This is a genomic window from Micromonospora sp. NBRC 110009, from assembly GCF_030518795.1.
Classification (GTDB): Bacteria; Actinomycetota; Actinomycetes; order Mycobacteriales; family Micromonosporaceae; genus Micromonospora.
The window spans coordinates 2,771,820-2,793,607 of sequence record NZ_CP130427.1 but is presented as its reverse complement, the minus strand read 5'-3'; the positions used below and the strand labels follow the sequence as shown (position 1 = coordinate 2,793,607).

At 74.1% G+C, this 21,788-nt stretch carries 23 protein-coding genes; 8 read left to right on the top strand and 15 right to left on the bottom strand.

The window, feature by feature from the left end; genetic code table 11:
• From gvpJ to Q2K19_RS13325, 9 genes are all read right to left on the bottom strand, one after another.
• Complete coding sequence (gene gvpJ / locus Q2K19_RS33510; RefSeq protein ID WP_302771115.1) at nt 1-420, bottom strand: gas vesicle protein GvpJ; 420 nt, start codon at nt 418-420, stop codon at nt 1-3.
• On the bottom strand, nt 420-1,613 hold the full coding sequence (locus Q2K19_RS13360) for an SRPBCC family protein (protein WP_302771113.1): 1,194 nt from the start codon (nt 1,611-1,613) through the stop codon (nt 420-422). The genes gvpJ and Q2K19_RS13360 overlap by 1 nt, the downstream gene beginning before the upstream one ends.
• 2 nt (nt 1,614-1,615) lie before the next feature.
• The gene (locus tag Q2K19_RS13355) at nt 1,616-2,065 is read right to left on the bottom strand and encodes a hypothetical protein (RefSeq protein WP_302771112.1); all 450 of its coding nucleotides are present in this window, start codon (nt 2,063-2,065) and stop codon (nt 1,616-1,618) included.
• Between the two features lie 288 nt (nt 2,066-2,353).
• Nucleotides 2,354-2,863 carry a GNAT family N-acetyltransferase gene (locus Q2K19_RS13350; protein ID WP_302771110.1) on the bottom strand — a complete coding sequence of 170 codons (510 nt, stop codon included), beginning with the start codon at nt 2,861-2,863 and terminating at the stop codon, nt 2,354-2,356.
• A 149-nt stretch (nt 2,864-3,012) separates the two neighbouring features.
• Nucleotides 3,013-3,915, bottom strand: coding sequence for a hypothetical protein (locus tag Q2K19_RS13345; protein ID WP_302771108.1), 903 nt, complete (start codon nt 3,913-3,915; stop codon nt 3,013-3,015).
• Between the two features lie 149 nt (nt 3,916-4,064).
• Nucleotides 4,065-4,478 carry a DUF3263 domain-containing protein gene (locus tag Q2K19_RS13340; protein WP_302771106.1) on the bottom strand — a complete coding sequence of 138 codons (414 nt, stop codon included), beginning with the start codon at nt 4,476-4,478 and terminating at the stop codon, nt 4,065-4,067.
• A gap of 134 nt (nt 4,479-4,612) precedes the next feature.
• Nucleotides 4,613-5,629 carry an ABC transporter permease subunit gene (locus Q2K19_RS13335; protein WP_302771105.1) on the bottom strand — a complete coding sequence of 339 codons (1,017 nt, stop codon included), beginning with the start codon at nt 5,627-5,629 and terminating at the stop codon, nt 4,613-4,615.
• Entirely contained in the window at nt 5,626-6,543 is a 918-nt protein-coding gene (locus Q2K19_RS13330; RefSeq protein ID WP_302772468.1) for an ATP-binding cassette domain-containing protein, read from the bottom strand. The genes Q2K19_RS13335 and Q2K19_RS13330 overlap by 4 nt, the downstream gene beginning before the upstream one ends.
• 208 nt (nt 6,544-6,751) lie before the next feature.
• Nucleotides 6,752-7,537 carry a DeoR/GlpR family DNA-binding transcription regulator gene (locus Q2K19_RS13325; RefSeq protein WP_302771104.1) on the bottom strand — a complete coding sequence of 262 codons (786 nt, stop codon included), beginning with the start codon at nt 7,535-7,537 and terminating at the stop codon, nt 6,752-6,754.
• 198 nt (nt 7,538-7,735) lie between these two features.
• Here Q2K19_RS13325 and Q2K19_RS13320 point away from each other — a divergent pair, with 198 nt between their 5' ends.
• Genes Q2K19_RS13320 through nagA form a run of 3 tightly spaced genes read left to right on the top strand, consistent with a single transcriptional unit; the run spans nt 7,736 to nt 10,700 of the window.
• Nucleotides 7,736-8,665 carry an SIS domain-containing protein gene (locus Q2K19_RS13320; protein ID WP_302771103.1) on the top strand — a complete coding sequence of 310 codons (930 nt, stop codon included), beginning with the start codon at nt 7,736-7,738 and terminating at the stop codon, nt 8,663-8,665.
• A 47-nt stretch (nt 8,666-8,712) separates the two neighbouring features.
• Nucleotides 8,713-9,594, top strand: a complete 882-nt coding sequence (locus Q2K19_RS13315; protein ID WP_302772466.1) for an ROK family protein — start codon at nt 8,713-8,715, stop codon at nt 9,592-9,594.
• Nucleotides 9,591-10,700: an N-acetylglucosamine-6-phosphate deacetylase gene (gene nagA / locus Q2K19_RS13310; protein WP_302771102.1), complete on the top strand. Its 1,110-nt coding sequence runs from the start codon at nt 9,591-9,593 to the stop codon at nt 10,698-10,700. The genes Q2K19_RS13315 and nagA overlap by 4 nt, the downstream gene beginning before the upstream one ends.
• 27 nt (nt 10,701-10,727) lie before the next feature.
• Here the strand turns inward: nagA and Q2K19_RS13305 are convergent, their stop codons facing one another.
• The gene (locus tag Q2K19_RS13305; RefSeq protein ID WP_446839661.1) at nt 10,728-11,990 is read right to left on the bottom strand and encodes a DUF4032 domain-containing protein; all 1,263 of its coding nucleotides are present in this window, start codon (nt 11,988-11,990) and stop codon (nt 10,728-10,730) included.
• Nucleotides 11,991-12,076: 86 nt separating this feature from the next.
• Between Q2K19_RS13305 and Q2K19_RS13300 the strand changes: the two genes are divergently transcribed.
• Both Q2K19_RS13300 and Q2K19_RS13295 read left to right on the top strand, forming a co-directional pair.
• Nucleotides 12,077-12,814 (top strand): phosphatase PAP2 family protein, encoded by a 738-nt coding sequence (locus Q2K19_RS13300; RefSeq protein ID WP_302772464.1) that lies wholly within the window; start codon nt 12,077-12,079, stop codon nt 12,812-12,814.
• Nucleotides 12,815-12,823: 9 nt separating this feature from the next.
• Nucleotides 12,824-14,065 carry an APC family permease gene (locus Q2K19_RS13295; protein ID WP_302771099.1) on the top strand — a complete coding sequence of 414 codons (1,242 nt, stop codon included), beginning with the start codon at nt 12,824-12,826 and terminating at the stop codon, nt 14,063-14,065.
• A 282-nt stretch (nt 14,066-14,347) separates the two neighbouring features.
• Here the strand turns inward: Q2K19_RS13295 and Q2K19_RS13290 are convergent, their stop codons facing one another.
• The 3 genes from Q2K19_RS13290 to Q2K19_RS13280 all read right to left on the bottom strand — a co-directional run bounded on the left by Q2K19_RS13290 (nt 14,348) and on the right by Q2K19_RS13280 (nt 17,030).
• Nucleotides 14,348-14,701, bottom strand: coding sequence for a hypothetical protein (locus Q2K19_RS13290; RefSeq protein WP_302771097.1), 354 nt, complete (start codon nt 14,699-14,701; stop codon nt 14,348-14,350).
• Complete coding sequence (locus Q2K19_RS13285) at nt 14,698-15,171, bottom strand: hypothetical protein (RefSeq protein ID WP_302771096.1); 474 nt, start codon at nt 15,169-15,171, stop codon at nt 14,698-14,700. The genes Q2K19_RS13290 and Q2K19_RS13285 overlap by 4 nt, the downstream gene beginning before the upstream one ends.
• A gap of 77 nt (nt 15,172-15,248) precedes the next feature.
• Nucleotides 15,249-17,030, bottom strand: a complete 1,782-nt coding sequence (locus tag Q2K19_RS13280) for an NAD-binding protein (protein ID WP_302771094.1) — start codon at nt 17,028-17,030, stop codon at nt 15,249-15,251.
• Between the two features lie 86 nt (nt 17,031-17,116).
• Between Q2K19_RS13280 and Q2K19_RS13275 the strand changes: the two genes are divergently transcribed.
• The 3 genes from Q2K19_RS13275 (at nt 17,117) to Q2K19_RS13265 (ending at nt 19,952) form a co-directional block, all read left to right on the top strand.
• A complete protein-coding gene (locus Q2K19_RS13275; RefSeq protein WP_302771093.1) occupies nt 17,117-17,608 on the top strand; it encodes an MSMEG_6728 family protein in 492 nt (163 codons plus the stop codon).
• A 38-nt stretch (nt 17,609-17,646) separates the two neighbouring features.
• Nucleotides 17,647-19,176, top strand: coding sequence for an FAD-dependent oxidoreductase (locus Q2K19_RS13270; RefSeq protein WP_302771092.1), 1,530 nt, complete (start codon nt 17,647-17,649; stop codon nt 19,174-19,176).
• A gap of 332 nt (nt 19,177-19,508) precedes the next feature.
• Entirely contained in the window at nt 19,509-19,952 is a 444-nt protein-coding gene (locus tag Q2K19_RS13265) for an HNH endonuclease (protein WP_302771090.1), read from the top strand.
• A 246-nt stretch (nt 19,953-20,198) separates the two neighbouring features.
• On the opposite strand, the gene Q2K19_RS13260 is transcribed toward Q2K19_RS13265, so the two are convergent.
• Both Q2K19_RS13260 and Q2K19_RS13255 read right to left on the bottom strand, forming a co-directional pair.
• Entirely contained in the window at nt 20,199-20,858 is a 660-nt protein-coding gene (locus Q2K19_RS13260) for a hypothetical protein (RefSeq protein WP_302771088.1), read from the bottom strand.
• 63 nt (nt 20,859-20,921) lie between these two features.
• Entirely contained in the window at nt 20,922-21,689 is a 768-nt protein-coding gene (locus Q2K19_RS13255; RefSeq protein WP_302771087.1) for an enoyl-CoA hydratase/isomerase family protein, read from the bottom strand.
• Between the last annotated feature and the right edge of the window lie 99 nt (nt 21,690-21,788).

Genomic DNA, 21,788 nt, shown 5'->3' with positions numbered 1-21,788 from the left:
TCAGCGCTCCTCATCCCAGCGACGCTGCCGGGGGCGGTCGCCGTCCCGGTCGCCCAAGGAGTCGACGACCACACCGGTGATCTCTTTGGCCGCTTGGCCGAGGCCGGACAGCGCCCTGCCCTTGGCGGCACCACTGGCGGTGTCACCCACGATGTCCGGCAGGCCCTTGGTGCCCTTCGGCACGATGCTCAGCCGGTCGACCGTCTGGGCGAACTGGAGGTACGTCTCGACGCTGGCGATCACGATCCGGGCGTTGATCTCCAGAAGCTGGATGCCGACCACGGCGACCGACACCTGCGCGTCGATCACCACGCCCTTGTCCAGCACCGTCTCGACGACGTCGGCGAGGGTGCCCCCTCCCCCGCCGCCGGTCCGTTCCAGGGCGCTGCCGGGTTGAGACGATGTCGAGGCGATCGTCATCAGTCACGCTCCTCTCGCCGGCGGCGGACCACCGGCCGTCGGGGGGTTTCGGGGGTACGGCGAACCGGGCGGGCCCGCTCCTCGCGGGGTTCCCGGTCCTCGCGCTGCGGGCGGCGGGCCCGCTCGGGCTGCCGGCGGCGCGGCGGCGGCTGCTCCGCTTCCTCCGGCTCCTCGGCGTACTCCTCGTCGTCGAAGTCGTCGCCCTCGTCGTAGGCCTCGTACTCCTCCTCCTCGGGCGGACGGCGGCGCTGAGGCGCCCGGCGGCGGCCACGCTCGGCGGGCCGGCGCTCCTCCGCCGGTGCCTCCTCGCGCTCCTCCTCGGGCTCCTCGGCGCGGCCCTGTTCCTGCTGCTCGCGGGCCTCCTGCTCCTCGCGGAGCGCGGTCTCGTGATCCTTGACCACCTGGGAGTCCTCGATCTCGCCGCGCCAGCCCTCGACCGAGTCGGGGTCGAGCACGGTCCGGGTCATCACGTGCCGGACGAAGTGCTTCAGCTCCAGCCGCACCCGGCGTCCCTGGGCCCGCCAGAGGTTGCCGGTGTGCTCGAAGAGACCCTGCGGGTGGTACTCCAGCACGACCAGGATCCGGGTCAGCTCCGGGCCGACCTCGTGGAAGCTGACCGTGCCGTCGACCGAGCCCTTCTCACCCTTGGACCGCCAGTGGATGAGGCGGTCCGGGATCTGCCGGACGATGGTCGACTCCCAGCTCCGGTGCGACCAGAAGACCTGCGCCTTCCAGGTCATCTTCTCGTCGGACTCGCAGTCGGCCTGCTCCACCTTCTTCATGAAGCTCGGAAAGTCGCCGAAGGTCGTCCACTGGTTGTACGCGACCCGGACCGGCACGCCGACCTCGATCGTCTCGACGATGTTGGTGACCTTGAGCTTCTTGCCGCCGCCCTTGCCGCCCTTGCCGCCGCCGCCGAACGCCGACATCAACTTCTCCTTACCGCCGGCCAGGCCGGCATGCAACATGGCCCTCATCGGGGAGTGGCCCTCGGCGAGCTTCTGCGCGCCGGTGGCGGCGGCGACCAGGCCGGGACCGCCGCCCTGCTTGGCGTACTCGCTGAGCCGGCCGGTGGCCCCGGTGACCCGCTCGGTCACCACCTGCACCGCCCGCTCCCCGATGGCGGCGGCGAGGTTGCGCAGCTCGCCGCCGAGCTGGTCGCGCGCCTTGTCGGCGAGGTTGTGGGTCGCCATGGTCACCGCCCCCGCTGTCGGCGCGCGGCGACCGGGCGCCCGGCCCGGTCCTCGTCCTCCCACGCCTCCGGCTGCTCGTCGAGCTCGGGCTCCTCGTCCGGAACGGAGCGCTCCGCCGACTCCGGCCGCTCGCCGGTCCGTCCGGCGGACTTCCGGCGCAGGGCGTCGGCGCTGTCGCGCAGCTTGCCACTCAGCGCGTCGATGCCACCGCCGGCGGCCGCGCTGGCCGCCGCCTTGCCCGCCGTGGCGAGCGGTCCGCCCAACCTGGTCAGGCTGCCCAAGTGGGGGGACGTCAGCAGGTCCGTGCCGTACTTCAGCAGGCCGCCGGGGTTCTTGCTGGCCCGTCCCGCGGCCACGGCGGCGGCCAGGGTCAGGGCGGTACGCAACTTCCTGCGGCGGCCGACGACATAGCCGAAACCGACCGCCAGGGCGATCCGAGCTCCGCTCTTCATCTGTTCTCCTTCGCTCCCCGGCGGAAGCAAACACCTCGTGCGTGGAGCAGGCCCGGATCAGCTACCGGGGATCAGCGGATAGGGCCTGCGACCGGCGTCCCGAATCAGCGGACCCGGCGGGCAGTACCCGGGGCCCCGATCGCAAAACCTTTCCAGCCCTATTCCGGCGGGTACGTCACAGCGCAGTCGGATAGGCGGCACGGAGGAGGACAATACTTCGCAAAGCGGTCAGACAAGCCGTCTTGAGCAGCGAAAAGGAGATAGTTACCCGAAGGCAAGCAAAGAACGTCAGCGAGCCGGCAATGCGGAATCGAGGCACATTTTCGCGCGCAATTTTCCGCCCTCTTCACGCAATTCTGCGCCGCATTTCTTGAGAACGGAAATTGCCCCCGGATTGTCCGGGGTCGTCTCGGCCACCACGGTTCGCATCCCGGCCGCCGCGGCCGCGTTCAGCAACTCGCGCAGGGCGGCCGCGCCGAGGCCCTGGCCCCGGGCCGAACGCCCCAGCCACATCCCCGTCTCCACGGTCCCCGGCTCGGCGCAGCGGGTCATCCGGACCATGCCGACCACCTCGCCGCCGGCGACGATCGCGTACATCCGGGTGCGGGTCGGGCCGTCCAGCCCGCCGAAGCTCGCCCGGTGGAACTCGCGGAACGCGTCCCGACGGGCGAGCGACCACCCGGCCGGGGCCTCCACCGGGGGCATGACGTCCTCGGGCTCGGCCTCGGCGGCCGCTACGGAGAGCAACGGCTCCAGGTTCCGCTCGTCCACCGGCTCCAGTCGTACCGCACCCTTCACGAGCCGCAGTCTGCCGCCCCTACCGGCCCAAGTCCACCCCTTTGCCCGGGGACTGCCGGTCCGGCGGAGGGTGCCGTCCGGTCGTACCCCCCGGGTGTTCCACCTCACGCTCAGTTGTCAGCCGACCGGCCGTTCTTCGGTGAACGTGCTCACTCCGCAGCGTCGAACTCGCACAGCGACACCGAGGCGTCGTCCGTCCGCTTGTGCCGGCGCAGCCGGTCCGGATGGTCCCGCTCGGCGGCCCGGACCCGGCCGATCAGCCCCTCCGGCCCCTCCGCGGTCGCCACGTCCAGCAGCCCCGACCAGTCGAAGAGGCCGAACTCCTCCACCGCGCAGGACGCGCCGTCGGTGAGCAGCGCCGCACGGCGCAGCGCTCCGGGACCGCGCAGCGGCACCGTCCCGGTCACCGCGTGGTACGCGGCGTCCGGGTCCGCGGCGGCGGCCCAGTAACCGTGCGTCCGGTTCATCCGCGCCCGCTGCACGGTCACCGACCGGTGGAACCGGGTCGCCGCGTCGGCGCCGTCGCCGGGCAGCGTGTCGGCGGTCCGGCGCAGGTCCGCCGTGGCGGCGGCCAGCCGTTCGTCGGCGACGACGGTCACCTCGCTGCCGGTGTCCAGCACCAGCGGACTGTCACAGAGCACCAGGTAGTCGGCCTGGTCGCCGCCCTCCCGGAGCAGGCAGACGGTGGACGACGGGGTGCCCGGATGGTCCAGGTCGCACACGTCGCCGTGGTCGGCCCGGACGGCCAGGATCGCGGCAGCGAGGCTGCTCATCAGCGTCGCCGCCGGCCGGGCCGCGATGGCCAGGCCGATCCGGGCGGCCAGGTGTCGGACGTACCAGGCCGGCCCGTGCACGCAGCCGGTGTCGTAGCCGTCCGGCACGGTGGCCCCGTCGAGGACGCCGACCAGCGGGCCGAAGCGGAAGACCACGTCCTCGTTCTCGAGGCGGCCGGGCGCCGGGTCGGAGGCGGAGCGTACCCGCATCAACGGCGCCGTCCCGACCGGTCGCGCCGGCACGCTCCCGGTCGGGTACCGGCGATCTGGTGCCCCCATGCGTGCTCCCTCCGTCGCCGCCCGCCTACCCGGACGGGCGGACGCCATGCCGCCGCCGGCCGGAACCAGCGGTCAGCGGCAACGTCGCGAAACGGTCCGAGCGTGCACGGTAGCGCCTGGAACAGGCGGCGCAGGAGAAATGAGACGGCTCAACGTCGGCGGTTGCGGGCCCGGGACGAGCGCAGCCGGCGCAGCCGGCCGATCAGCACCGGCTCGGCGGCCAGCGCGGCCGGGTGGTCGAGCAGCGCGTTGAGCAGCTGGTAGTAGCGGGTCGCGGAGAGCCCGAAGGTGTCCCGGATCGCCTGCTCCTTGGCGCCGGCGTGCTTCCACCACTGCTGCTCGAAGGCGAGGATCCCCCGGTCCCGTTCGGTCAGCTCACCCGGCCCGCCGTCCTCGGCAGGCGCGGCGGCTTCGTCGACCGTCCCGAGCGGACCGGGAGCGGCCTCGACGGCGGGAGCCGACCGGGGCGGGGGGACCGTGACGCCGGACTCCCGACGGGTGGTCTCGGCGGGCCCGGACGGCTCGGGGCGGTCGGTGGCGGCCGCGGAGGCGTCGGCGGGCATGGCGCTCCTCGGGAGGGCGGACGACCGGCGCGGAAACAACCGGCCGGGGGGACCCCAGCGTAACCAGGGTCCGCCCCGGCCGCATCGGACGCGTGTCCGGACCGGTCGGTGGCGCGGGCGACCGCGCCGGACGGTCAGGCGATGTCCCGCCGGCGCATCGCCCAGAAGGCCGCGACCAGCACCAGCGCACCCCCCAGACCGAGCACCAGCGCGGAATCCTGCCAGGTGAGCAGCAGCTCGGCCGGCTCACACTGGCCCTTCGTGAACTGGCACGACTGATAGTCGAGCAGCTGCACCTTCTTCATGAACCACGCCTGGGCGTACGTGGAGAGGACGTACTTCTCGCCGAACGGGACGGAGAGCACGCCGACCGCGATCCGGATGCCGATCTCGCTGATCGCGAAGACCGCCACGGCGGCGCCCAGCGCCATCGCGGTGTGCCGGCCGAGCGAGGCGAGCGCGAAGGCGACCGCCCCGACGGCCAGGATGATGCCGACCGCCCGCAGACCGTCGAGGCCGAACGACCGCCACACCCCGGCGGTCACCTTGGCGGTGGTCCCCCGGTAGCTGCCGACGAGCCAGAAGGCCAGGGTCCAGAACGCGCCGAGCACCAGGCTCGCCCCGAGCAGGGTGGTGAGCAGCGCGGCCAGCTTGGTGCCCAGCACGGCGAGCCGTTTGGGCCGCCAGAGCAGCAGGTTCATCATGCCGCCGGTGCTCCATTCCGCCCCGACGAAGGAGGCGCCGACGATGAACGCGAAGAGCGCCAGCGCGCCGGCGAAGACGGCGATGAACATCGGGAACTCGCCCCGGAAGTCGAACTGGTAGGGCAGGTTCCACTTCGGATCGAACATCTCCGGCTGCGGCTGCCAGTCCCGGCCGCAGTTCGGTCCGTACCGGTCCTCGAGGCCGTGATCGCCGCGGGCCTGGGCGGCGTCGCACTCGGCCACGGTCCGCTTCCAGTCCTCCACCGCCTGGCGGTACTGGGCGTCGGACTCCGCCTGCGCCGCCGCGACGGCCTCCGTCGACAGCTTGTGACTGGAGAGGCTGAACGCGGTGGCCACCCCGGCCAGCCCGAGCACCAGCAGGACCAGCAGCAGCCGGGTGAGCCGGCGCTTGGCCAGCCGGCGCAGCTCGGTGACGTACAAGCTCATGCGCCCCAACCTCCTCCGGTGCCGTTGCCCGGCTCACCGACCTTCGCGGACTGGTCGACCTGCCGGTGCTGCCCGGGAACCGGCGCGGTGGCGGTCAGTTCGAGGAAGACGCTCTCCAGGTCGACGGCGACCGGCGTCAGCTCGCTGACGTAGAGGCCCTGCTCGGCGAGGAGTCGGCTGACCGTGGCCGGCTTGTCCACCCCGGAGAGCATCAGGTGGTCCGGCTCGGCGGCGACCCGGATCCCGGCCCGGGTCAGGACGTCGGCGGCGTGGGGCAGGTCGGTGGCCGCCTCCAGGCGGACCCGGACCGCGCCCTGCGAGTGCGCGGCGAGCACCTGCTCGACCGGCCCGAAGGCGACCCGCCGGCCGAGCGAGATGATGGTGACCTCGTCGCAGATGAGCTGGATCTCGCCGAGGATGTGGCTGGACAGCACCACGGTCATTCCGGCGGCGGCCAGGTCCCGCATCAGCGTCCGCATCTCCCGGATGCCGCCCGGGTCGAGGCCGTTGGCGGGCTCGTCCAGGATCAGCAGCTTCGGGTTCTTCAGCAGCGCGGAGGCGACGGCGAGCCGCTGCTTCATGCCGAGCGAGTAGGTCTTCACCCGCTCACCGGCCCGGTCGCGCAGCCCGACCAGCTCCAGCACCTCGTCGACCCGCTGCCGGGGCAGCTCGCCGGCCTGCGCGAGCAGGCCGAGGGTGTCGCGGGCGGAGAAGTGCGGGAAGAACTGCGGGCTCTCCACGATGGCACCGACCTGACCGGCGACCGCCGGCAGCGCCTGCGGCAGCTCCTGGCCCAGGATGGCCATCCGCCCGCCGTTGGGCCGGATCAGGCCGAGCAGCGTCCGCAGCGTGGTGGTCTTGCCCGAGCCGTTCGGGCCGAGGAAGCCGTGCACCTGCCCGGCCTCGACCCGCATGTCGAAGCCGTCGAGCGCGTGGCGTGTCCCGCGTTTCCGGCTCCGGTACGTCTTACGGAGACCCTCGATCTCCAGGACAGCCGTCAAGCTGACCTCCCCCGATGAGTAGGTGTCAGCGGACACCATACGCGGTATGCAGACGGAGACAATACCGGGTATGCATCGGGATTCTTCCGGATTCGCGTACGACGCGCGGAGAGCGACGCCGTCAGGCGCAGACGACGTGCACGCCGGCGTCCCGGAACGCCTGCACCACGGTGGGGGACGCGCCGGAGTCCGTCACCAGCGTCTCCACCCGGTCCACCGGGCAGATCCGGGCGAAGGCGTGACCGCCCAGCTTGGACGAGTCGGCGATCACCACGACCCGCTTGGCCCGCGCCACCATCAGGCTGTTCATCGCCGCCTCACCCTCGTGGTGGGCGGCGGCGCCGAGCTGCGGGTCGATAGCGTCCACGCCGAGCAGGGCGACATCCAGGGTCACCTCGCGCAGCAGCGCCCCGCCCAGGGGGCCGACCAGCTCGAACGACTTGGGCCGGACCACCCCGCCGGCCACCACCACCTTCATCCGCGAGCGGACCAGCAGCTCGTTGGCGATGTTCAGGGCGTTGGTGACCACGGTGAGCTGGGCACCCTCGGCGCTGGTGTTCAGGTCCGGCCGGACGGCCAGGGCCCGGGCCACCTCGGTGCTGGTGGTGCCGCCGTTGAGGCCGACCACGGTGCCCGGGGAGACCAGCGCGGCGGCGGCCGCCCCGATCCGCTGCTTCTCGGCCGAGTGCTTGGCGGTCTTGTAGCGCAGCGGCAGGTCGTACGAGACGCCGTTGGCGACCGCCCCACCCCGGGTGCGCGTGATCATCTGCTGCTGCGCGAGCTGGTCGAAGTCACGCCGGATGGTCGCCTGGGAGACGTCCAGGCGCTCGGCCGCCTCCTCGACGCTGACCCGTCCGTTGTCGGTCAGCATCTCGAGCAGCGCGTTCCATCGGGCGTAGCGGTCCACCGCGGGGCCTCCACTGACTCTGCACGAAGGGTGATTGATTGCGTGCACAGTAGTGCGCGAAACTACCAGGGCGCAAAACCCTGACCTGCGCGATCTGGGAGGCGGTTGCCACGCCCACCCGGGTTCGCGCAGAATGACGCGCGAAAGGCGGCCATATCGCGCCGTATTGCGCAAGGTCTCCCCTGGCGAGGAGTTGTCATGGCGTACGTGCACGCGGAGATCGCGAGCCAGCCCGACTGCTGGCGGGAGGCGGCCCGGCTCGCCCCGGCCGTCGCCGACCGCCTGCCGCGCCCGGGCGAGCGGGTCGCCGTCGTCGGGTGCGGCACGTCGTGGTTCATGGCCATGGCGTACGCCGGGCTGCGCGAGCGGGCCGGACACGGCGAGACCGACGCCTTCCAGGCCAGCGAGTTCCCCACCGGGCGCCGCTACGACCGGCTCATCGCCATCACCCGCTCCGGAACCACCACCGAGGTGCTGGAACTGCTCGGCGCGCTGCGCGGCCAGGTCCCCACCACGGTCCTGGTCGGCGACCCCGCCTCCCCGGCCGTCGAGCTGGCCGACACCGCGGTGACCATGCCCTTCGCCGACGAGCGCGCGGTCGTGCAGACCCGCTTCGCCACCACCGCCCTGGCGCTGCTTCGCGCCCACCTCGGCGAGGACCTGGGCCGGCTGGCCGCCGACGCCGAGGTCGCCGTCCGCGCCCCGCTACCGGTCGACCCGGCCGGGATCGAGCAGGTCACCTTCCTCGGCCGCGGCTGGACGGTCGGGCTGGCCCAGGAGGCCGCGCTGAAATGCCGCGAGGCGGCCACCTTCTGGGCCGAGGCGTACCCGGCGATGGACTACCGGCACGGTCCGATCTCGATCGGCGCCCCGGGCCGGCTCGTCTGGGCCTTCGGCGGGATCCCCGACGGGCTGCCCGAGGACGTCGCCGCCACTGGCGCCACCTTCGTGCACAGCCGTACGCACGGCTGCCACACGGTGCTGACCAGCTGGGCGGCCGGGCGCACCCCGGTCGACCCGATGGCCGACCTGATCCTCGCCCAGCGGTTCGCCGTCGCGCTGGCCACCAGCCGCGGCCTCGACCCGGACGCGCCCCGGCACCTGACCCGCTCCGTGGTGCTCGCGTGACGCCAGGCGGCGAGGTCGTCGTCGCGCTGGACGTGGGCGGCACCGGGATGAAATGCGCCCTGGTGCGCCCGGACGGCCGCACCGTGCACGCCGAACGGCACGCCACCGAGGCGGCGCGCGGGCCGGAGGCGGTGGTCGGCACCATCCTGGACGTCGCCGAGGGGCTCGCCGGCAAGGCCCGCGCCGCCGAGCTGACCCCGGTCGCCTGCGGGATCGCCGTGCCCGGGGTCGTCGACGAGGCCCGCGGAGTGGCGGTCTGGTCGGCGAACGTGGGCTTTCGGGACGTACCGCTTCGGGACCTGGCGCGGGCGCGGCTCGGCCTGCCGACGGCGCTCGGCCACGACGTGCGGGTGGGCGGCCTCGCGGAGGCCCGGCTCGGCGCCGGGCGGGACGCCGACCACGTGCTCTTCGTCGCGATCGGCACCGGCATCGCCGCCGCCCACGTGGTCCACGGCTCGGCCGCCGCCGGCGCGCACGGCGCCGCCGGCGAGATCGGCCACATCCTGGTCCGCCCCGACGGCCCGCGCTGCGGCTGCGGCCGCCCCGGCTGCCTGGAGGCGATGGCCTCGGCAGCCGCCATCGGCCGCCGCTACGCCGAGCTGGCCGGCGAACCGGCCACGGCGGCCGACGTGGCGGAGCGGGCGGCGGCCGGCGAGCCACTGGCCGGCCGGGTCTGGCGCGAGGCGGTCGAGGCGCTCGCCGACGGCCTCGCCACCGGCCAGGCGCTCTTCGACGTGGAGACCATCGTGCTCGGCGGCGGACTCGCCCAGGCCGGCGCCCGGCTGCTCGACCCGCTGCGCGCGGCACTGCGCGAACGACTGACCTTCCACCGGGAGCCGCGCCTGGTCGCGGCGGCCCTCGGCGACGAGGCCGGCTGCCTCGGCGCCGCCCTGCTCGCCCTGGACACCCTGAATGAGGAGAGCCGATGACCCGGCGCGTGACCGGCAAGGTGGTGACCCCGACCGGCGTGATCCGGCAGGGCTGCGTGGAGATCAGGGCGGATCGGATCAGCGCGGTGGCGGAGTACCCGTCGGTGCGCGACGGGCACTGGATCGTGCCGGGCTTCGTGGACATGCACACCCACGGCGGGGGCGGGCACACCTTCACCACCGGCGACGCGGAGTCGGCCCGGCAGGCCGCCGCGTTCCACCTCGGACACGGCACCACCACGCTGCTGGCCAGCCTGGTCAGCTCCCCCTTCGCGCTGATGCGCGACGCCACCGCCGCCTTCCGGCCGCTGGTCGAGTCCGGCGTCCTGGCCGGGGTCCACTTCGAGGGGCCGTACCTGTCGGCGGACCGCTGCGGCGCGCAGAACCCGGAGTTCCTCCGCGACCCGTCCACCGAGGAGCTGGCCGAGCTGATCGAGCGGGGCGGCGGGGCGGTCCGGATGGTCACCCTGGCCCCGGAGCGGGACGGCGCGCTGGAGGCGATCAAGCTGCTCGTCTCGCACGGCGTGGTGGCGGCGGTCGGGCACACCGACGCCACCTGGGAGCAGACCCGGGCCGCCGTGGCAGCCGGGGCGAGCGTCGGCACCCACCTGTTCAACGGGATGCGCCCGGTGCACCACCGGGAGCCCGGCCCGGTGGTGGCCCTGCTCGACGCCCCCAACGTGATCTGCGAGCTGGTCGCCGACGGGGTACACCTGCACGACGGCATGCTGGGCTTCGCCACCTCGGTCGCCGGCCCGGACCGGGCCGCGCTGATCACCGACGCGATGGCCGCCGCCGGCATGCCCGACGGCGAGTACGAGCTGGGCGGCCAGGCGGTCACCGTGGCCGACGGGGTGGCCCGGCTCAGCCGCGACGGCGCGATCGCCGGCAGCACCCTGACCATGGACGCCGCCCTACGGCACGCCGTCAACGCCGGCGTCGCCCTGCCCGACGCCTGCCGGATGGTCGCCACCACCCCGGCCCGCGCGATCGGCCTGGGCGGCCAGGTGGGTGCGCTCCAGACCGGCCTCCGCGCCGACCTGGTGCTGCTCGACGACGACCTCAACGTGGTCCGGGTGATGCGCGCCGGCGCCTGGGTGGAGTGACCGCTGGTCCACCCACGCGGCGGGGACTCAGGCGGTGGGCACCTCGACACCGAGGACGGCCTGCTCGTCGGGGCGGTGCACCAGCACGTCCGACAGGAACGACTGCACCGCGTGGCGCATCCCGACGTCCCGGCCGGCCCGCTCGGAGAGCAGCCACTTGTGCTCGATGATCTGCGCGAAAAGCTCCTGCGGCTCCAGCTTGCGCCGCAGGTGCGCGGGCACCGCCCGGACCACCGGCTCGAACACCTCGGTCAGCCAGCGGTGCGCGGCCTGCTGCTCGTCGGTCAGGTCGCTCTCCACCCGGTACGCGTCCAGGTCGTTGAGGAGTTTGCGGGCCTGGTTCTCCTCGGCATCCAGGCCGGTGAGCCGGAGCAGCCGGCGGGTGTGGTAGCCGGCATCGACCACCTTGGGCCGGACCAGGTACCGCCCGTTGTCGACCGTCGACAGGGCCACCTCGGCGACGTCGAAGCCGAGTTCGTTGAGGCGCCGGATCCGGCCCTCGATGTCGTGCCGGGCCGCCCGCTCGACCTGCTGCTCGTAGGTGATCTCGTGCCAGAGCCGCTCGTACCGCTGCACGACCTCCTCGCAGACCACCTCCGGGTCGATCGACTCGTGCAGCAGCCCGGCGGCCTGCAGGTCCAGCGCCTCGCCGAAGATGTTGACCCGGGCGATCTCCAGGTCCTCGCCGCGCTGGCCGTTGGAGAGCGAGCTGCGCAGCGCCCCCGTCTCGGCGTCGACCAGGTAGGCGGCGAACGCCCCCGCGTCCCGGCGGAACAGCGTGTTGGACAGCGAGCAGTCGCCCCAGAAGAAGCCGGTGAGGTGCATCCGGACCAGCAGCACCGCCAGCGCGTCGAGCAGCCGGTTCATCGTCTCCGGGCGCAGCGTCCGGGAAAAGAGCGCCCGGTAGGGCAGCGAGAACTGGAGGTGCCGGGTGATCAGCACCGGGTCCAGCGGCTCGCCGTCCTCGCTCTGCCGGTCGGCCACGATCGCGACCGCCTCGACCGACGGGAAGTCGATCCGCTCCAGCGCCCGGAGCAGGTCGTACTCCCGCTCGGCGACCCGCTCGCCGGTCTCCTTCACCGCGTACACGTGGTCGCCGAGGCGGACGAAGCGCACGATGTGCCGCGAGATGCCCTGCGGCAGCGCGACCAGGTGCTGGGCAGGCCACTCCTCCAGCGGGGTCGACCAGGGAAGGTCGAGCAGCGCCGGGTCGATGAGGGCCGAGGTGATCCGCACGGCCCCAAGTGTGACCGCTCCCCTGGCCGAGCGCCTCCCTTCGTGAACCGGCACACAGCCGCCGACGCCCGCGCCGGTCCGGCGCCGCCGACGGCCGGTAGCGTGGTCGCGTGCGGGAGACCAGAGGGGTACGCGAGCAGCTGCGGCTCCGGCCCGTCCGGCCGGCCGGCTGGTGGTTCGACGGGCTGCTGCTCGCCGCCCTGGTCGGCTTGACCGTGACGCTCGCCACCGGCCACCTCTTCGGTCTCGACCGGGCGGTCGCCGACTGGGCCGACGCGCACCGGCCGACCGCCGCCCGGTGGACCGCGATGATCCTCAACTTCCTGGGGCAGGGCACCCCGCTGACCCTCCTCGCGGCGGGGCTCGGCGTGCTGGTGGCGGTCCGGCTCCGCTCGGTCCGCCCGGTCCTGCCCCCGGTGGTGGCGTTCGTGCTCACCTACCTGACCATCGGGCCGCTGAAGGTGTGGACCGCGCGGCCGGCCCCGAGCGCCAGCGCCAAGGAGCCGTTCCTGCCGCCCGACCAGACGCTGCCGCTGTTCCAGGACGGGCTGCCGGTGCGCTTCGCCCAGTCGTTCCCGTCCGGGCACGTGGCCAACGCGATCGTCTGGTACGGCGTGCTCGCCCTGCTCCTGGCGCCGCTGCTGGCCACCTTCGGCCGGACCGTGCCACCCCGGCTGGTCACCGTGGTCCGGGTGCTGCCGCCGCTGATCGTGCTCTGCACCACCACCTACCTCGGCTGGCACTGGCTGACCGACTCGGTCGCCGGGCTGCTGCTCGGGCTGCTGCTGGACCGGTTGCTGCACCGGGTGCCCTGGGACGACCTGCCGTTGCCGGGGCGGTTGCGCACCGTGGACCGCCCGTTCACCTCGTACCCCTAGGGTCCAGGTGTGGACCATCTGACGCGGCGGCTGGGCGTACCCGATGCGGTGGTCATCGGTCTGGGGTCGATGCTCGGCGCGGGCGTCTTCGTGGTCTTCGCCCCCGCCGCGGCGGCGGCCGGCGGCGCCGGCCTGCTGATCGCGCTGGCCCTGGCCGGCTTCATCGCCTTCTGCAACGCCACCAGCTCGGCCCGGCTGGCGGCCCGCTACCCGGAGTCCGGCGGCACCTACGTCTACGGCCGGGAGCGCCTGCACCCGTTCGCCGGTTTCCTCGCCGGCTGGGGGTTCGTGGTCGGCAAGACGGCGAGCTGCGCGGCGATGGCGCTGACCATCGGGGCGTACCTGTGGCCGGGGCGGGAGCGGCTCGTCGCGGTCCTCGCGGTGGTGGCGGTGACCGCGGTGAACCTGCGCGGCATCGGCAAGACCGCCACCGCCACCCGGCTCCTGGTCGGTGTCGTGCTCGCCGTCCTCGCCCTGGTCGCGGTCACCGGCGCGCCGCACGTCACCCTCGACCGGCTGGACGGGGTGGCCGGCACCGGGCTCCGGGGCGTGCTGAACGCCGCCGGCCTGCTCTTCTTCGCCTTCGCCGGGTACGCCCGGATCGCCACCCTCGGCGAGGAGGTACGCGACCCCGAGCGGACGATCCCGCGCGCGGTGCCGCTGGCCCTCAGCGTGGTGCTGGCGATCTACCTGGTGCTGGCCGTGGTCGCCCTCGGCGTGCTGGGCGAGCAGCGGCTGGCCGGCTCCGCCGCGCCGCTGGCCGAGGTGGTCGGCTCCGCCGGGCTGCCCGGACTGGCCTGGCTGGTCCGGGCCGGGGCGACCGTTGCGGTGACCGGGGTGCTGCTCTCCCTGCTCGCCGGGGTCGGCCGGACCACGCTGGCGATGGCCCGCCGCCGGGACCTGCCCGGCGCGCTGGCCGCCGTGCACCCTCGCACCCGGGTGCCGCACCGCGCCGAACTGGCCGTGGCCGCCGTGGTCATCGTGGTGGTGGCCGTCGGCGGCGTCCGGGGCGCGATCGGCTTCTCCAGCTGCACGGTGCTGGTCTACTACGCGATCACCAACGCCTCGGCGCTCACCCTGGGCCGCGACCGGGACCGGAAGATCCCGGTGCAGCTGCTCGCCGCGCTCGGGCTGGTCGGCTGCCTGGTGCTGGCGGTCAACCTGCCGGTGGCCAGCGTGCTGGCCGGCTTCGGCGTCCTCGCCCTCGGCGCCTGCTGGTACGCCCTCCGTCACACCGTCCGGACGCCCTGAGCTCGCTACTCGGGCGCTGGTCGGGTGCAGACGACCCACCTGTCGTACTCCTCGGCGGTGACCCCGCAGACCGCGTCGCCGATCACCAGCAGGCGGCGCCACTCCCGCTCCAGGCGGCCGGCCCGTCCTCCTCGTCGTGACCGACCCGCCAGGCGGGTAGCGCCATCGAGCTGATCACCGGCCGCCAGGCCGCCGTACGCGAAGGCAGGCCCGGCGCGGCGTACGACGCCTAAAGGACAGGCAAGCCGGCCGCGCCGAGGCGGTCCACCGACGACGACACCATCAGTCGGTCTCCCGAGGATGGGCGGTGCCGGCGTACGTCAGCCACAGTGTGCGGCGGTCGTCGTCGATCAGGTACCAGATGCGACCGCCGCCGGTGACCTCGTACTGCCAGCGTTCCAGGGTCTGGCCCTTCCACTCGGCGGTGGCCAGCGAGCCCTTGAGCCGGTGATGGCGTTCCGGGCTGGCCTTCGACCTCGGGTCGGCACGCAGCACGTCGTAGGCCCGCCGCAGATTCGTGGCCGCCTGCCGGGCGAACTGCTCCCAGCCTTCGGCGGCCGCCGAGTCGGCGTAGCGCAGTTCGTACTCGCCACCGATGGCGGGCGGGGCTGCCCGGTCGCCTCGCTTCGGGCTCATCGCTCCGCGCCCGGTGCCGGCACCGGACCCAGGTCGCCGCTGGGCTCCCGGGTCACGATCTCCAGCAGCGTCGGGTCGGCATGGATCTCGGCGGTGTGCCGCCACTGCGTCAACAGGACCGCGACCGGCGACAGGTTCTCCAGCGATGCCGCGCCCTGCGCAACCGTGGTCAGTTCGGCGAGCAACTGGTCGACGTCCTCGTCGGGCAGGAAGGCCACCCACGGCAGAGCTTCGTTCAGCACCCGGCGAACCACCTCGGCCGGCTCGGTGCGCACCAGACCGGCGAGGAGCCGGGCGGTGAAGTCGACGACGATCGCGTCGCGTTCCAACTGGTCAGCACGGGTCAGCGCGAGGTCCCCGGCGTCCCGGCGGCGCAAGCGCAGGGCCCGCACCTTGTCGAGCCGGTCGGCAGCGGCCGCCGGCCGGTGGAGGAACTCGCTGAAGGGAAGCTCTTCATAGACCGCGCCCACGACATCCACACTACCGTGGAAGTTCTTCCCCCGTGCGCTGTCGACGCCCCGATCACGATGGCCGCGCTAGATCGCATTCACTCCTCCGGTTGGCGCGGCGCCGGCATCCCGGTCGGCTCGGGCGAGAGCGGGGTGGTCTCCCGGAGCAGGGCGCTCAGCCCGGCCCGCCGGGCCACCACGGTCAGCCGGTCCCCGGCCTGGATCACCATCCGCGGGTCGCTGGACCAGTCGGTCTTCTGCCCGGCCCGGCTGTGCGCGAGCAGGCGTACCTCGCCGGGGCGGGCCACCGCGGCGAGCGGGCGGCCGTCCAGCGGCGACCCGGCCGCCACCGGCACCTCGGTGACCAGCAGCGCGTGCCGGTCGACCGGGATGGTGGCGATCACCGCGCGGTCCAGCAGCGCCGCCGCGAAGGCGGGCGCGGCCAGGTACGACACGCTGCGCGAGATGCCGATGCCGAACGCCTTCTGGACCCGTTCCGCGAAGTCGCCGTCGAAGAGGCGCAGCACCACCCGCAGGTCAGGGTCGAGGCTGCGGGCGTTCAGCGCGGCGCGCAGGTTGGTGCCGTCGTCGGTGGAGACCACCACCAGCGCCTGGCAGGTGTCCACCGAGGCCGCCCGCAGCGTCTCCTCCAGCCCGGCGTCCCCGACGATCAGCGGCACGCCGAGCCGGTGGGCGAGAGCCGCGCCGCGCGCGTCGGGGTTCTTGTCGATGGCGACCACCTCGACCCCGAAGTCCTGCAGCTGGGCCATCACCCGGGTGCCGATGTTGCCGAGCCCGACCACCACCACGTGCCCGCTGCGGTCGGGCTGGACCCGGCCGTTGTGCAGGGCGAGCCGGGCGTTGACGATGCCGTCGACCACGGCGGCGGTGAGCAACGGGATCAGTGCCAGCCCGGCCAGGTTGAGCACCACCTGCATGACCTGGGCGGCGACCGGCTTGCTGACGTCCGGATCCTGCCCGCTCAACGTGGTGACCAGGGTGAGGTAGAGCGCCTCGGACCAGTTCAGGTTCGACGCGCGGGCGTTCAGCCAGCCAAGGACGGCGATCACGGCCAGCAGCACCAGCACCGCGATGCCGATCTTGCGGGTGGCGAAGCTACGGATCGCCCGGAGCAGCACCACCACCGGCTCCCGACGCCGCCGGGCCCGGACCAGCCGGCGGGCGGCCAGCTCGGTGCCGGGCGGCTGCCCGGTCGCCTCGGCCAGCACCACGTCCGCCGACGCCTCGTCGGCGGGCAGCACCCGGACCAGCCGCGGGTCGGTGGTGACGGCCAGCCCGCAGAGCACGTCCTGCGGGCGTACGTCGGCCCGGCGGGCCGCGTAGAGGGTGCGGCCGGCGTGCCGGAAATGGGTGGGGGCCAGCTCGCCCAGCGCGGCGGCGACGAAGGCGGGGGCGGCCATCGAGGCGTCGGAGAGCACCGCCGAGTCGGGGAAGAGCTGCCGCAGGCCGTTGGCGAGGCTGGTGTTGAACATGCGGACCACCAGCCGCAGCCGGGGCTCCACCTCCTGCGCGCAGAGCGCGGCGTGCATGTTGCCCACGTCGTCCTGGTGCAGCAGGGCCAGCCCGTCCGCGCCGGCCAGCCCGGCCCGGCGGAAGGCGGTCTCGTCGAGCCGGTCGGCGAGGACCACCTGGACGCCGTCGAGGTCCCGGCCGTCCGGCCCGTCGGAGCGGCGGCGCTCCGGCAGGACCAGGGTGATCCGGACCCGCCCGGTGGGTGACTCGGTGGCCAGCAGCGACCGGACCACCCAGTACGCCAGCGGGTCCGAGCCGCAGACCACGTAGTGCGGACGGTTCTCCCCGTTCATCCGGAGCCGCCAGCCGGTCGCGCGGCGCGCGCGGTCGCGCAGGGGCTCGGCCATCCCCGGATCGTAGTCAGTCGATCGCCGTACGCGCAGCCCCTAGATCATGAAGGAATGGTGGCCCCGAGTACGGGTAGAGCAGCGCCATGCAGACGTTCCTCCCGTACCCGGACTTCCTGGCGAGCGCCCGGGCGCTGGACCAGAAGCGGCTGGGCAAGCAGCGGGTGGAGACCATCCAGGTGCTGCGCGGGTTGACCCGGCCGGACTACGGCTGGCGCAACCACCCGGCGGTGAAGATGTGGGCCGGGTACGAGGAGGCGCTGACCCGGTACGGGCTGGACGTGTGCGCGGTGTGGTGCGAGCCGGGCCGGGCGGACACCTGCGCGGCGACCATGACCACCGATCTCGCCAGCGCCTGCGGCATCGACGTCGTCCGCACCCAGGCCGAGCTGGCCGAGGCCGCCGAGCTGCCGCCCTGGCTGGGCCGGGAGGACCTGCACCGCAGCCACCGCTCGTCCCTGCTGCGCAAGGACCCGGCGCACTACGGCCCCCGGTTCGGCAACGTCCCGCCCGACCTGGAGTACGTCTGGCCCGCCTCGGACCGGGAGCGGCGCTGCCTGCTGTCCCCGGAGGGCTGAGCCGGCAAACTGGGGGCTCCACGGCCGGGAAGGTGCACATGGCGCTGTCGCGGGTGGTCGGCCGGCTCATCGGCGTACGCGAGCACGTGGTCGACCCGGGCGGCGGTGGCGCCCCCCGCGTGCCGCGCCCGGTGCGGGCGGTGGTGGTCGGCGGCGGCATCGCCGGCATGTCGGCGGCGGTGGTGCTGGCCGAGCGCGGGGTGGCGGTGACCGTGCTGGAGGCCGCGCCCACCCTGGGCGGCCGGCTCGGCGCCTGGCCGGAGGAGCTGCCGGACGGCAGCCCGCAGCGCGTCGAGCACGGCTTCCACGCGTTCTTCCGGCAGTACTACAACTGGCGGTCGATCCTCCGCCGGATCGATCCCCGGCTGGGCTTCCTCAAGCCGGTCCCCGGCTACCCGATCCTGTCGGCCCGGTGGCCGACCGAGGAGTTCGGCCGGCTGCCGCCCGCGCCGCCGGCCAACCTGCTCGCCCTGCTGCTGCGCAGCCCGAGCCTGCGCCTGGCCGACCTGCGCGCGATGGACCGGGACGCCGCGCTGCCGCTGCTCAGCTACCACCCGACGCGCACCTACGCCGAATTCGACGGGCGGACCGCCGACGAGCTGCTCACCTCGCTGCGGCTGCCGGACCGGGCCCGGGCGATGCTCTTCGAGGTCTTCTCCCACTCGTTCTTCAACCACGAGGCGGAGATGTCGGCCGCCGAGCTGCTCGCCCAGTTCCACTTCTACCTGCTCGGCAACCCGGAAGGGCTCGCCTTCGACGCCCCGGACGAGGACTACGCCACGGCGATCTGGGCGCCGCTGGCCCGGCACGTCGAGCAGCACGGCGGCCGGGTGCGCACCGGCGCCGTCGCCGCCCGGCTGGACCGGGCGCCGGACGGCTGGCGGGTGACCACCGCCGACGGGGCGGCCCACGAGGCCCGGCACCTGGTGCTCGCGGTCGACCCGCCGGCGCTCGCCGCGCTGGTCGGCGCCTCCCCCGGCCTGCTCGCCGCGGCGCCGCGGCTGGTGGCGCGGATGCCCGCGTTCGGCACCCCCGGTCCGCCCTACGCGGTGGCGCGGTACTGGATGGACGGGGACGTCGACCCGGGCCGGGCCGTGTTCAGCGGGGTGTCCCGCCAGCCCACCCTGGACTCGGTGACCCTCTACCACCGGCTGGAGCGGGAGTCGCGCCACTGGGCGGAACGCAGCGGTGGCTCGGTGGTGGAGCTGCACGCGTACGCCTGCGAGCCGGGCGTGCCGGCGGAGGAACTGGCCGAGCGGATGCGGGTCGAGCTGGCCGCCCTCTGGCCGGAGGCGGCCCGGCTGCGGGTCCTTGAGTTGCGGGCCCGGGTGGAGGCCCGGGCGCCGGCGTTCACCCCGGGCAGCCACGCCGGACGGCCCGGCGTACGCACCGACGCCGACGGCCTCTACCTGGCCGGCGACGGGATCCGCACGGAGTTCCCGAGCGCGCTGATGGAGCGGTCGGCGGCGACCGGCATCCTCGCCGCCAACCACATCCTGCGGGCCGAGGGCGCGGCCGCCGAGCCGGTCCGCTCGGTCCGCCCGCGCGGCCTCCTCGCCCGGCAGTAAGGAAGGGCCCCTTCTTAACGGCTCCGGTAGAGAAGGGTTCCCTTCTCACGGCTGGGCGGCGCGGGCGGGAGGGTATCGAAATGCGTTGCCCTCCCGCGGGGCCCGCGCCTACCGTGATCCGCGCAAGGTCAACCAGCCGGTCGGGAGCACGCCATGTCGTTGTCGCACCTCACGTGCGTGTCGCCAATGCTGCCCGTCGATGGTTGCCGAGCCGAAGGTCCCCGTGCCGGGAGGCCCGACTGACGCGTACCCGCGTCCGCGTCGTCGCCGCCCGGTCCCGTGGACCGGGCGGCTTTTTGCTGCCGTACCACCGATCGTGAAGGGAGAGCCCGGTGGACGCCGTCCTCGTCATCAACGCCGACCTCGGCCCGCTGCACCGGGTCACCGTCCAGCACGCGATCCGGATGCTCTGCCGGCGGGTCGCCGAGATCCACGAGGCCGAGCCGGACCAGGTGATCGGGGTGTTCCCGATGCCGCGGGTGGTCCGCCTCGTCCGGTACGTGGTCACCCGCTGGCGGTTCAGCGCCGGGCCGGCCTGGTCGCGGGCCGGGGTGCTGCGCCGGGACGGCCGGCGCTGCGCGTACTGCGATGCCCCGGCCAGCACCGTCGACCACATCCTGCCCCGCTCGCGGGGCGGCCGGAACACCTGGAAGAACACCACCGCCGCCTGCTACCCGTGCAACCAGCGTAAGGGCGACCGGACGCCGGCCGAGGCGGGCATGCCGCTGCGGCGCGAGCCGGTGACGCCGAGCTGGGCCGCGCTGGCCGGGCGGTGACGGGCCGGCCGGCGGGCACAGGGGGCCGCGTCGGGGGTACGCCTCCGGCGCGGCGCCCGCCGGTCTCCGGGAAACCGTCCTCAGTCGAGCTGCCTGGCCAGGCGCACAGCAGGAGGTCGAGCCCACCGCCCAACTCGTCGTCCGGCCCGACCGTACGGGCCGCCCGCGCGGTCTCGGCCAGCAGCGGGAACTCGTCCCGGGGCAGCCCGACGGCCGGGTGCTCGCCGCGAAGTACGGCGACTGCGTCTACGACCAGTGGCCGGTCGATGAACTCCTCTCCTGGGCGTCCCGGGCCGAGGTGTCCGATCCGGAGGCGTCCCGCAGGTCGGGGTGAGCCCGCAGGAACGCATCGCCCCGCCGCGCGTCCCGGAGGAGCTGCCACGCTGCGAGCACGAACAGCACCGCTGGCGCGACGAAGAGCATCAGCGAGGCCGGTGTGTAGCGGATCAGCGCCTGCCCGAGCTGCATCGTCACCAGACCGGCGAAGAGCACGACCAGCCACCGCTGCCCGGCCATCTGCCGGCCGGTGTGCCGCAGGAGAGGCAACTCCGCCTCGGTGCGCACGACGTCGCGCCGCACCTGGCGGGAGAGCTCACGCCGGCGGCGCCAGCTCACTGCCCAGAGCGCCGACTTCCGGCCAGCCCGGTAGCGTCCGCTCCGCACGGCCCACACGAGGGCGACTACCTCCACGAGCAAGCCGAGGATCGCCAGGACGATGCCGGTCGTCTCGGCCCACGCGGGCGGCTGACCGTCCCGGAAGACGACAGTGGACGCATCGCTGGTGGCCAGCAAACCGACCAGGAGGGACAGCGCGGCGAAGAGAAGGAGCGTGCCGAACACACCGAGCAGGAATCGGCGGCGGCCACGCCGGATCCGGTGCCGCAGGCCTTCGTTCCGACCGTCCACCTGGGCCCCCTTCCCCGCCGAGGGCTCCGACGTACCCATCGGAGGAAGGCTGTCAAAAACCGGTCAATGACCGGCGGGCGGCGCCCAACCGAAGCGGGGCGGCCGGCGCTCGTTGGCCGCCGCCACCCCCTCGCGCGCCTCGCCGCTGGCCCGGACCTGCCCGTGCCACCAGTCGATCCGGTCGTCGTCGGCGCGGCCGTCGATGATCTCCTTGGCCGCTGCCAGGGTGAGCCGGGAGCGCTCGGCGATGGCTGCCGTCACGGCCGCCACCCGGGCGTCCAGCGCGTCGGCCGGCAGCACCTCGTCGACCAGGCCGATCCGCAGCGCCCGCTCGGCGTCCACCAGCTCGCTGGTGAAGAGCAGGTGCTTGGCTGCGGACGGCCCGACCAGCCGGGCCAGCCGGCGGGTGGTCGGCGCCGGGTAGACCAGCCCGAGCCGCGCCGGGGGTACCCCGAACCGCGCGTCTCCGGCGGCCAGCCGCAGGTCACAGGCGACGGCGAGCTGGCACCCGCCGCCCACGCAGGCGCCCCGGACGGCGGCCACGGTGGGCTTGGCGAAGGCGGCCAGCCGCTCCTCGGCGGCGACCGCGATGCTGCCGTCCCCGGCCTCCAGCAGCTCGTCCAGGTCGCCGAGGTCGGCGCCGGCGCAGAACGTGCCGTCGGCGCCGGTGAGCACCAGCGCGTGCACGGCGGGATCGGCCTCCAGCCCGTCGAGCAGCACCGGGAGTTGCCGCCACATGGCGGTGGTCATCGCGTTACGGCGGGCCGGGTTCCGGATCACCACGGTCGCCACCGGGCCGGCCACCGTGACGGTGAGCTCCGCGTCAGACATGTCTCCCCCTCGCGCCGCCGGTCCGGCCGACCATAACGGCGGGGCCCGGTGACCACCCGCGTGGGGTGGCCGCCGGGCCCCGGGGTTCGGGCGGCTAGG

What these genes read in the sequence shown, in the direction of transcription:
- Q2K19_RS13290 (WP_302771097.1), bottom strand. Translation starts at nt 14,701, where the DNA reads ATGAGCCCGAAGCGAGGCGACCGGGCAGCCCCGCCCGCCATCGGTGGC.
- nagA (WP_302771102.1), top strand. Translation starts at nt 9,591, where the DNA reads ATGACCCGGCGCGTGACCGGCAAGGTGGTGACCCCGACCGGCGTGATC.
- Q2K19_RS13320 (WP_302771103.1), top strand. Translation starts at nt 7,736, where the DNA reads ATGGCGTACGTGCACGCGGAGATCGCGAGCCAGCCCGACTGCTGGCGG.
- Q2K19_RS13355 (WP_302771112.1), bottom strand. Translation starts at nt 2,065, where the DNA reads ATGAAGAGCGGAGCTCGGATCGCCCTGGCGGTCGGTTTCGGCTATGTC.
- Q2K19_RS13340 (WP_302771106.1), bottom strand. Translation starts at nt 4,478, where the DNA reads ATGCCCGCCGACGCCTCCGCGGCCGCCACCGACCGCCCCGAGCCGTCC.
- Q2K19_RS13330 (WP_302772468.1), bottom strand. Translation starts at nt 6,543, where the DNA reads ATGCGGGTCGAGGCCGGGCAGGTGCACGGCTTCCTCGGCCCGAACGGC.
- Q2K19_RS13315 (WP_302772466.1), top strand. Translation starts at nt 8,713, where the DNA reads ATGAAATGCGCCCTGGTGCGCCCGGACGGCCGCACCGTGCACGCCGAA.
- Q2K19_RS13275 (WP_302771093.1), top strand. Translation starts at nt 17,117, where the DNA reads ATGCAGACGTTCCTCCCGTACCCGGACTTCCTGGCGAGCGCCCGGGCG.
- Q2K19_RS13270 (WP_302771092.1), top strand. Translation starts at nt 17,647, where the DNA reads ATGGCGCTGTCGCGGGTGGTCGGCCGGCTCATCGGCGTACGCGAGCAC.
- Q2K19_RS13360 (WP_302771113.1), bottom strand. Translation starts at nt 1,613, where the DNA reads ATGGCGACCCACAACCTCGCCGACAAGGCGCGCGACCAGCTCGGCGGC.
- Q2K19_RS13345 (WP_302771108.1), bottom strand. Translation starts at nt 3,915, where the DNA reads ATGGGGGCACCAGATCGCCGGTACCCGACCGGGAGCGTGCCGGCGCGA.
- Q2K19_RS13255 (WP_302771087.1), bottom strand. Translation starts at nt 21,689, where the DNA reads ATGTCTGACGCGGAGCTCACCGTCACGGTGGCCGGCCCGGTGGCGACC.
- Q2K19_RS13280 (WP_302771094.1), bottom strand. Translation starts at nt 17,030, where the DNA reads ATGGCCGAGCCCCTGCGCGACCGCGCGCGCCGCGCGACCGGCTGGCGG.
- gvpJ (WP_302771115.1), bottom strand. Translation starts at nt 420, where the DNA reads ATGACGATCGCCTCGACATCGTCTCAACCCGGCAGCGCCCTGGAACGG.
- Q2K19_RS13335 (WP_302771105.1), bottom strand. Translation starts at nt 5,629, where the DNA reads ATGAGCTTGTACGTCACCGAGCTGCGCCGGCTGGCCAAGCGCCGGCTC.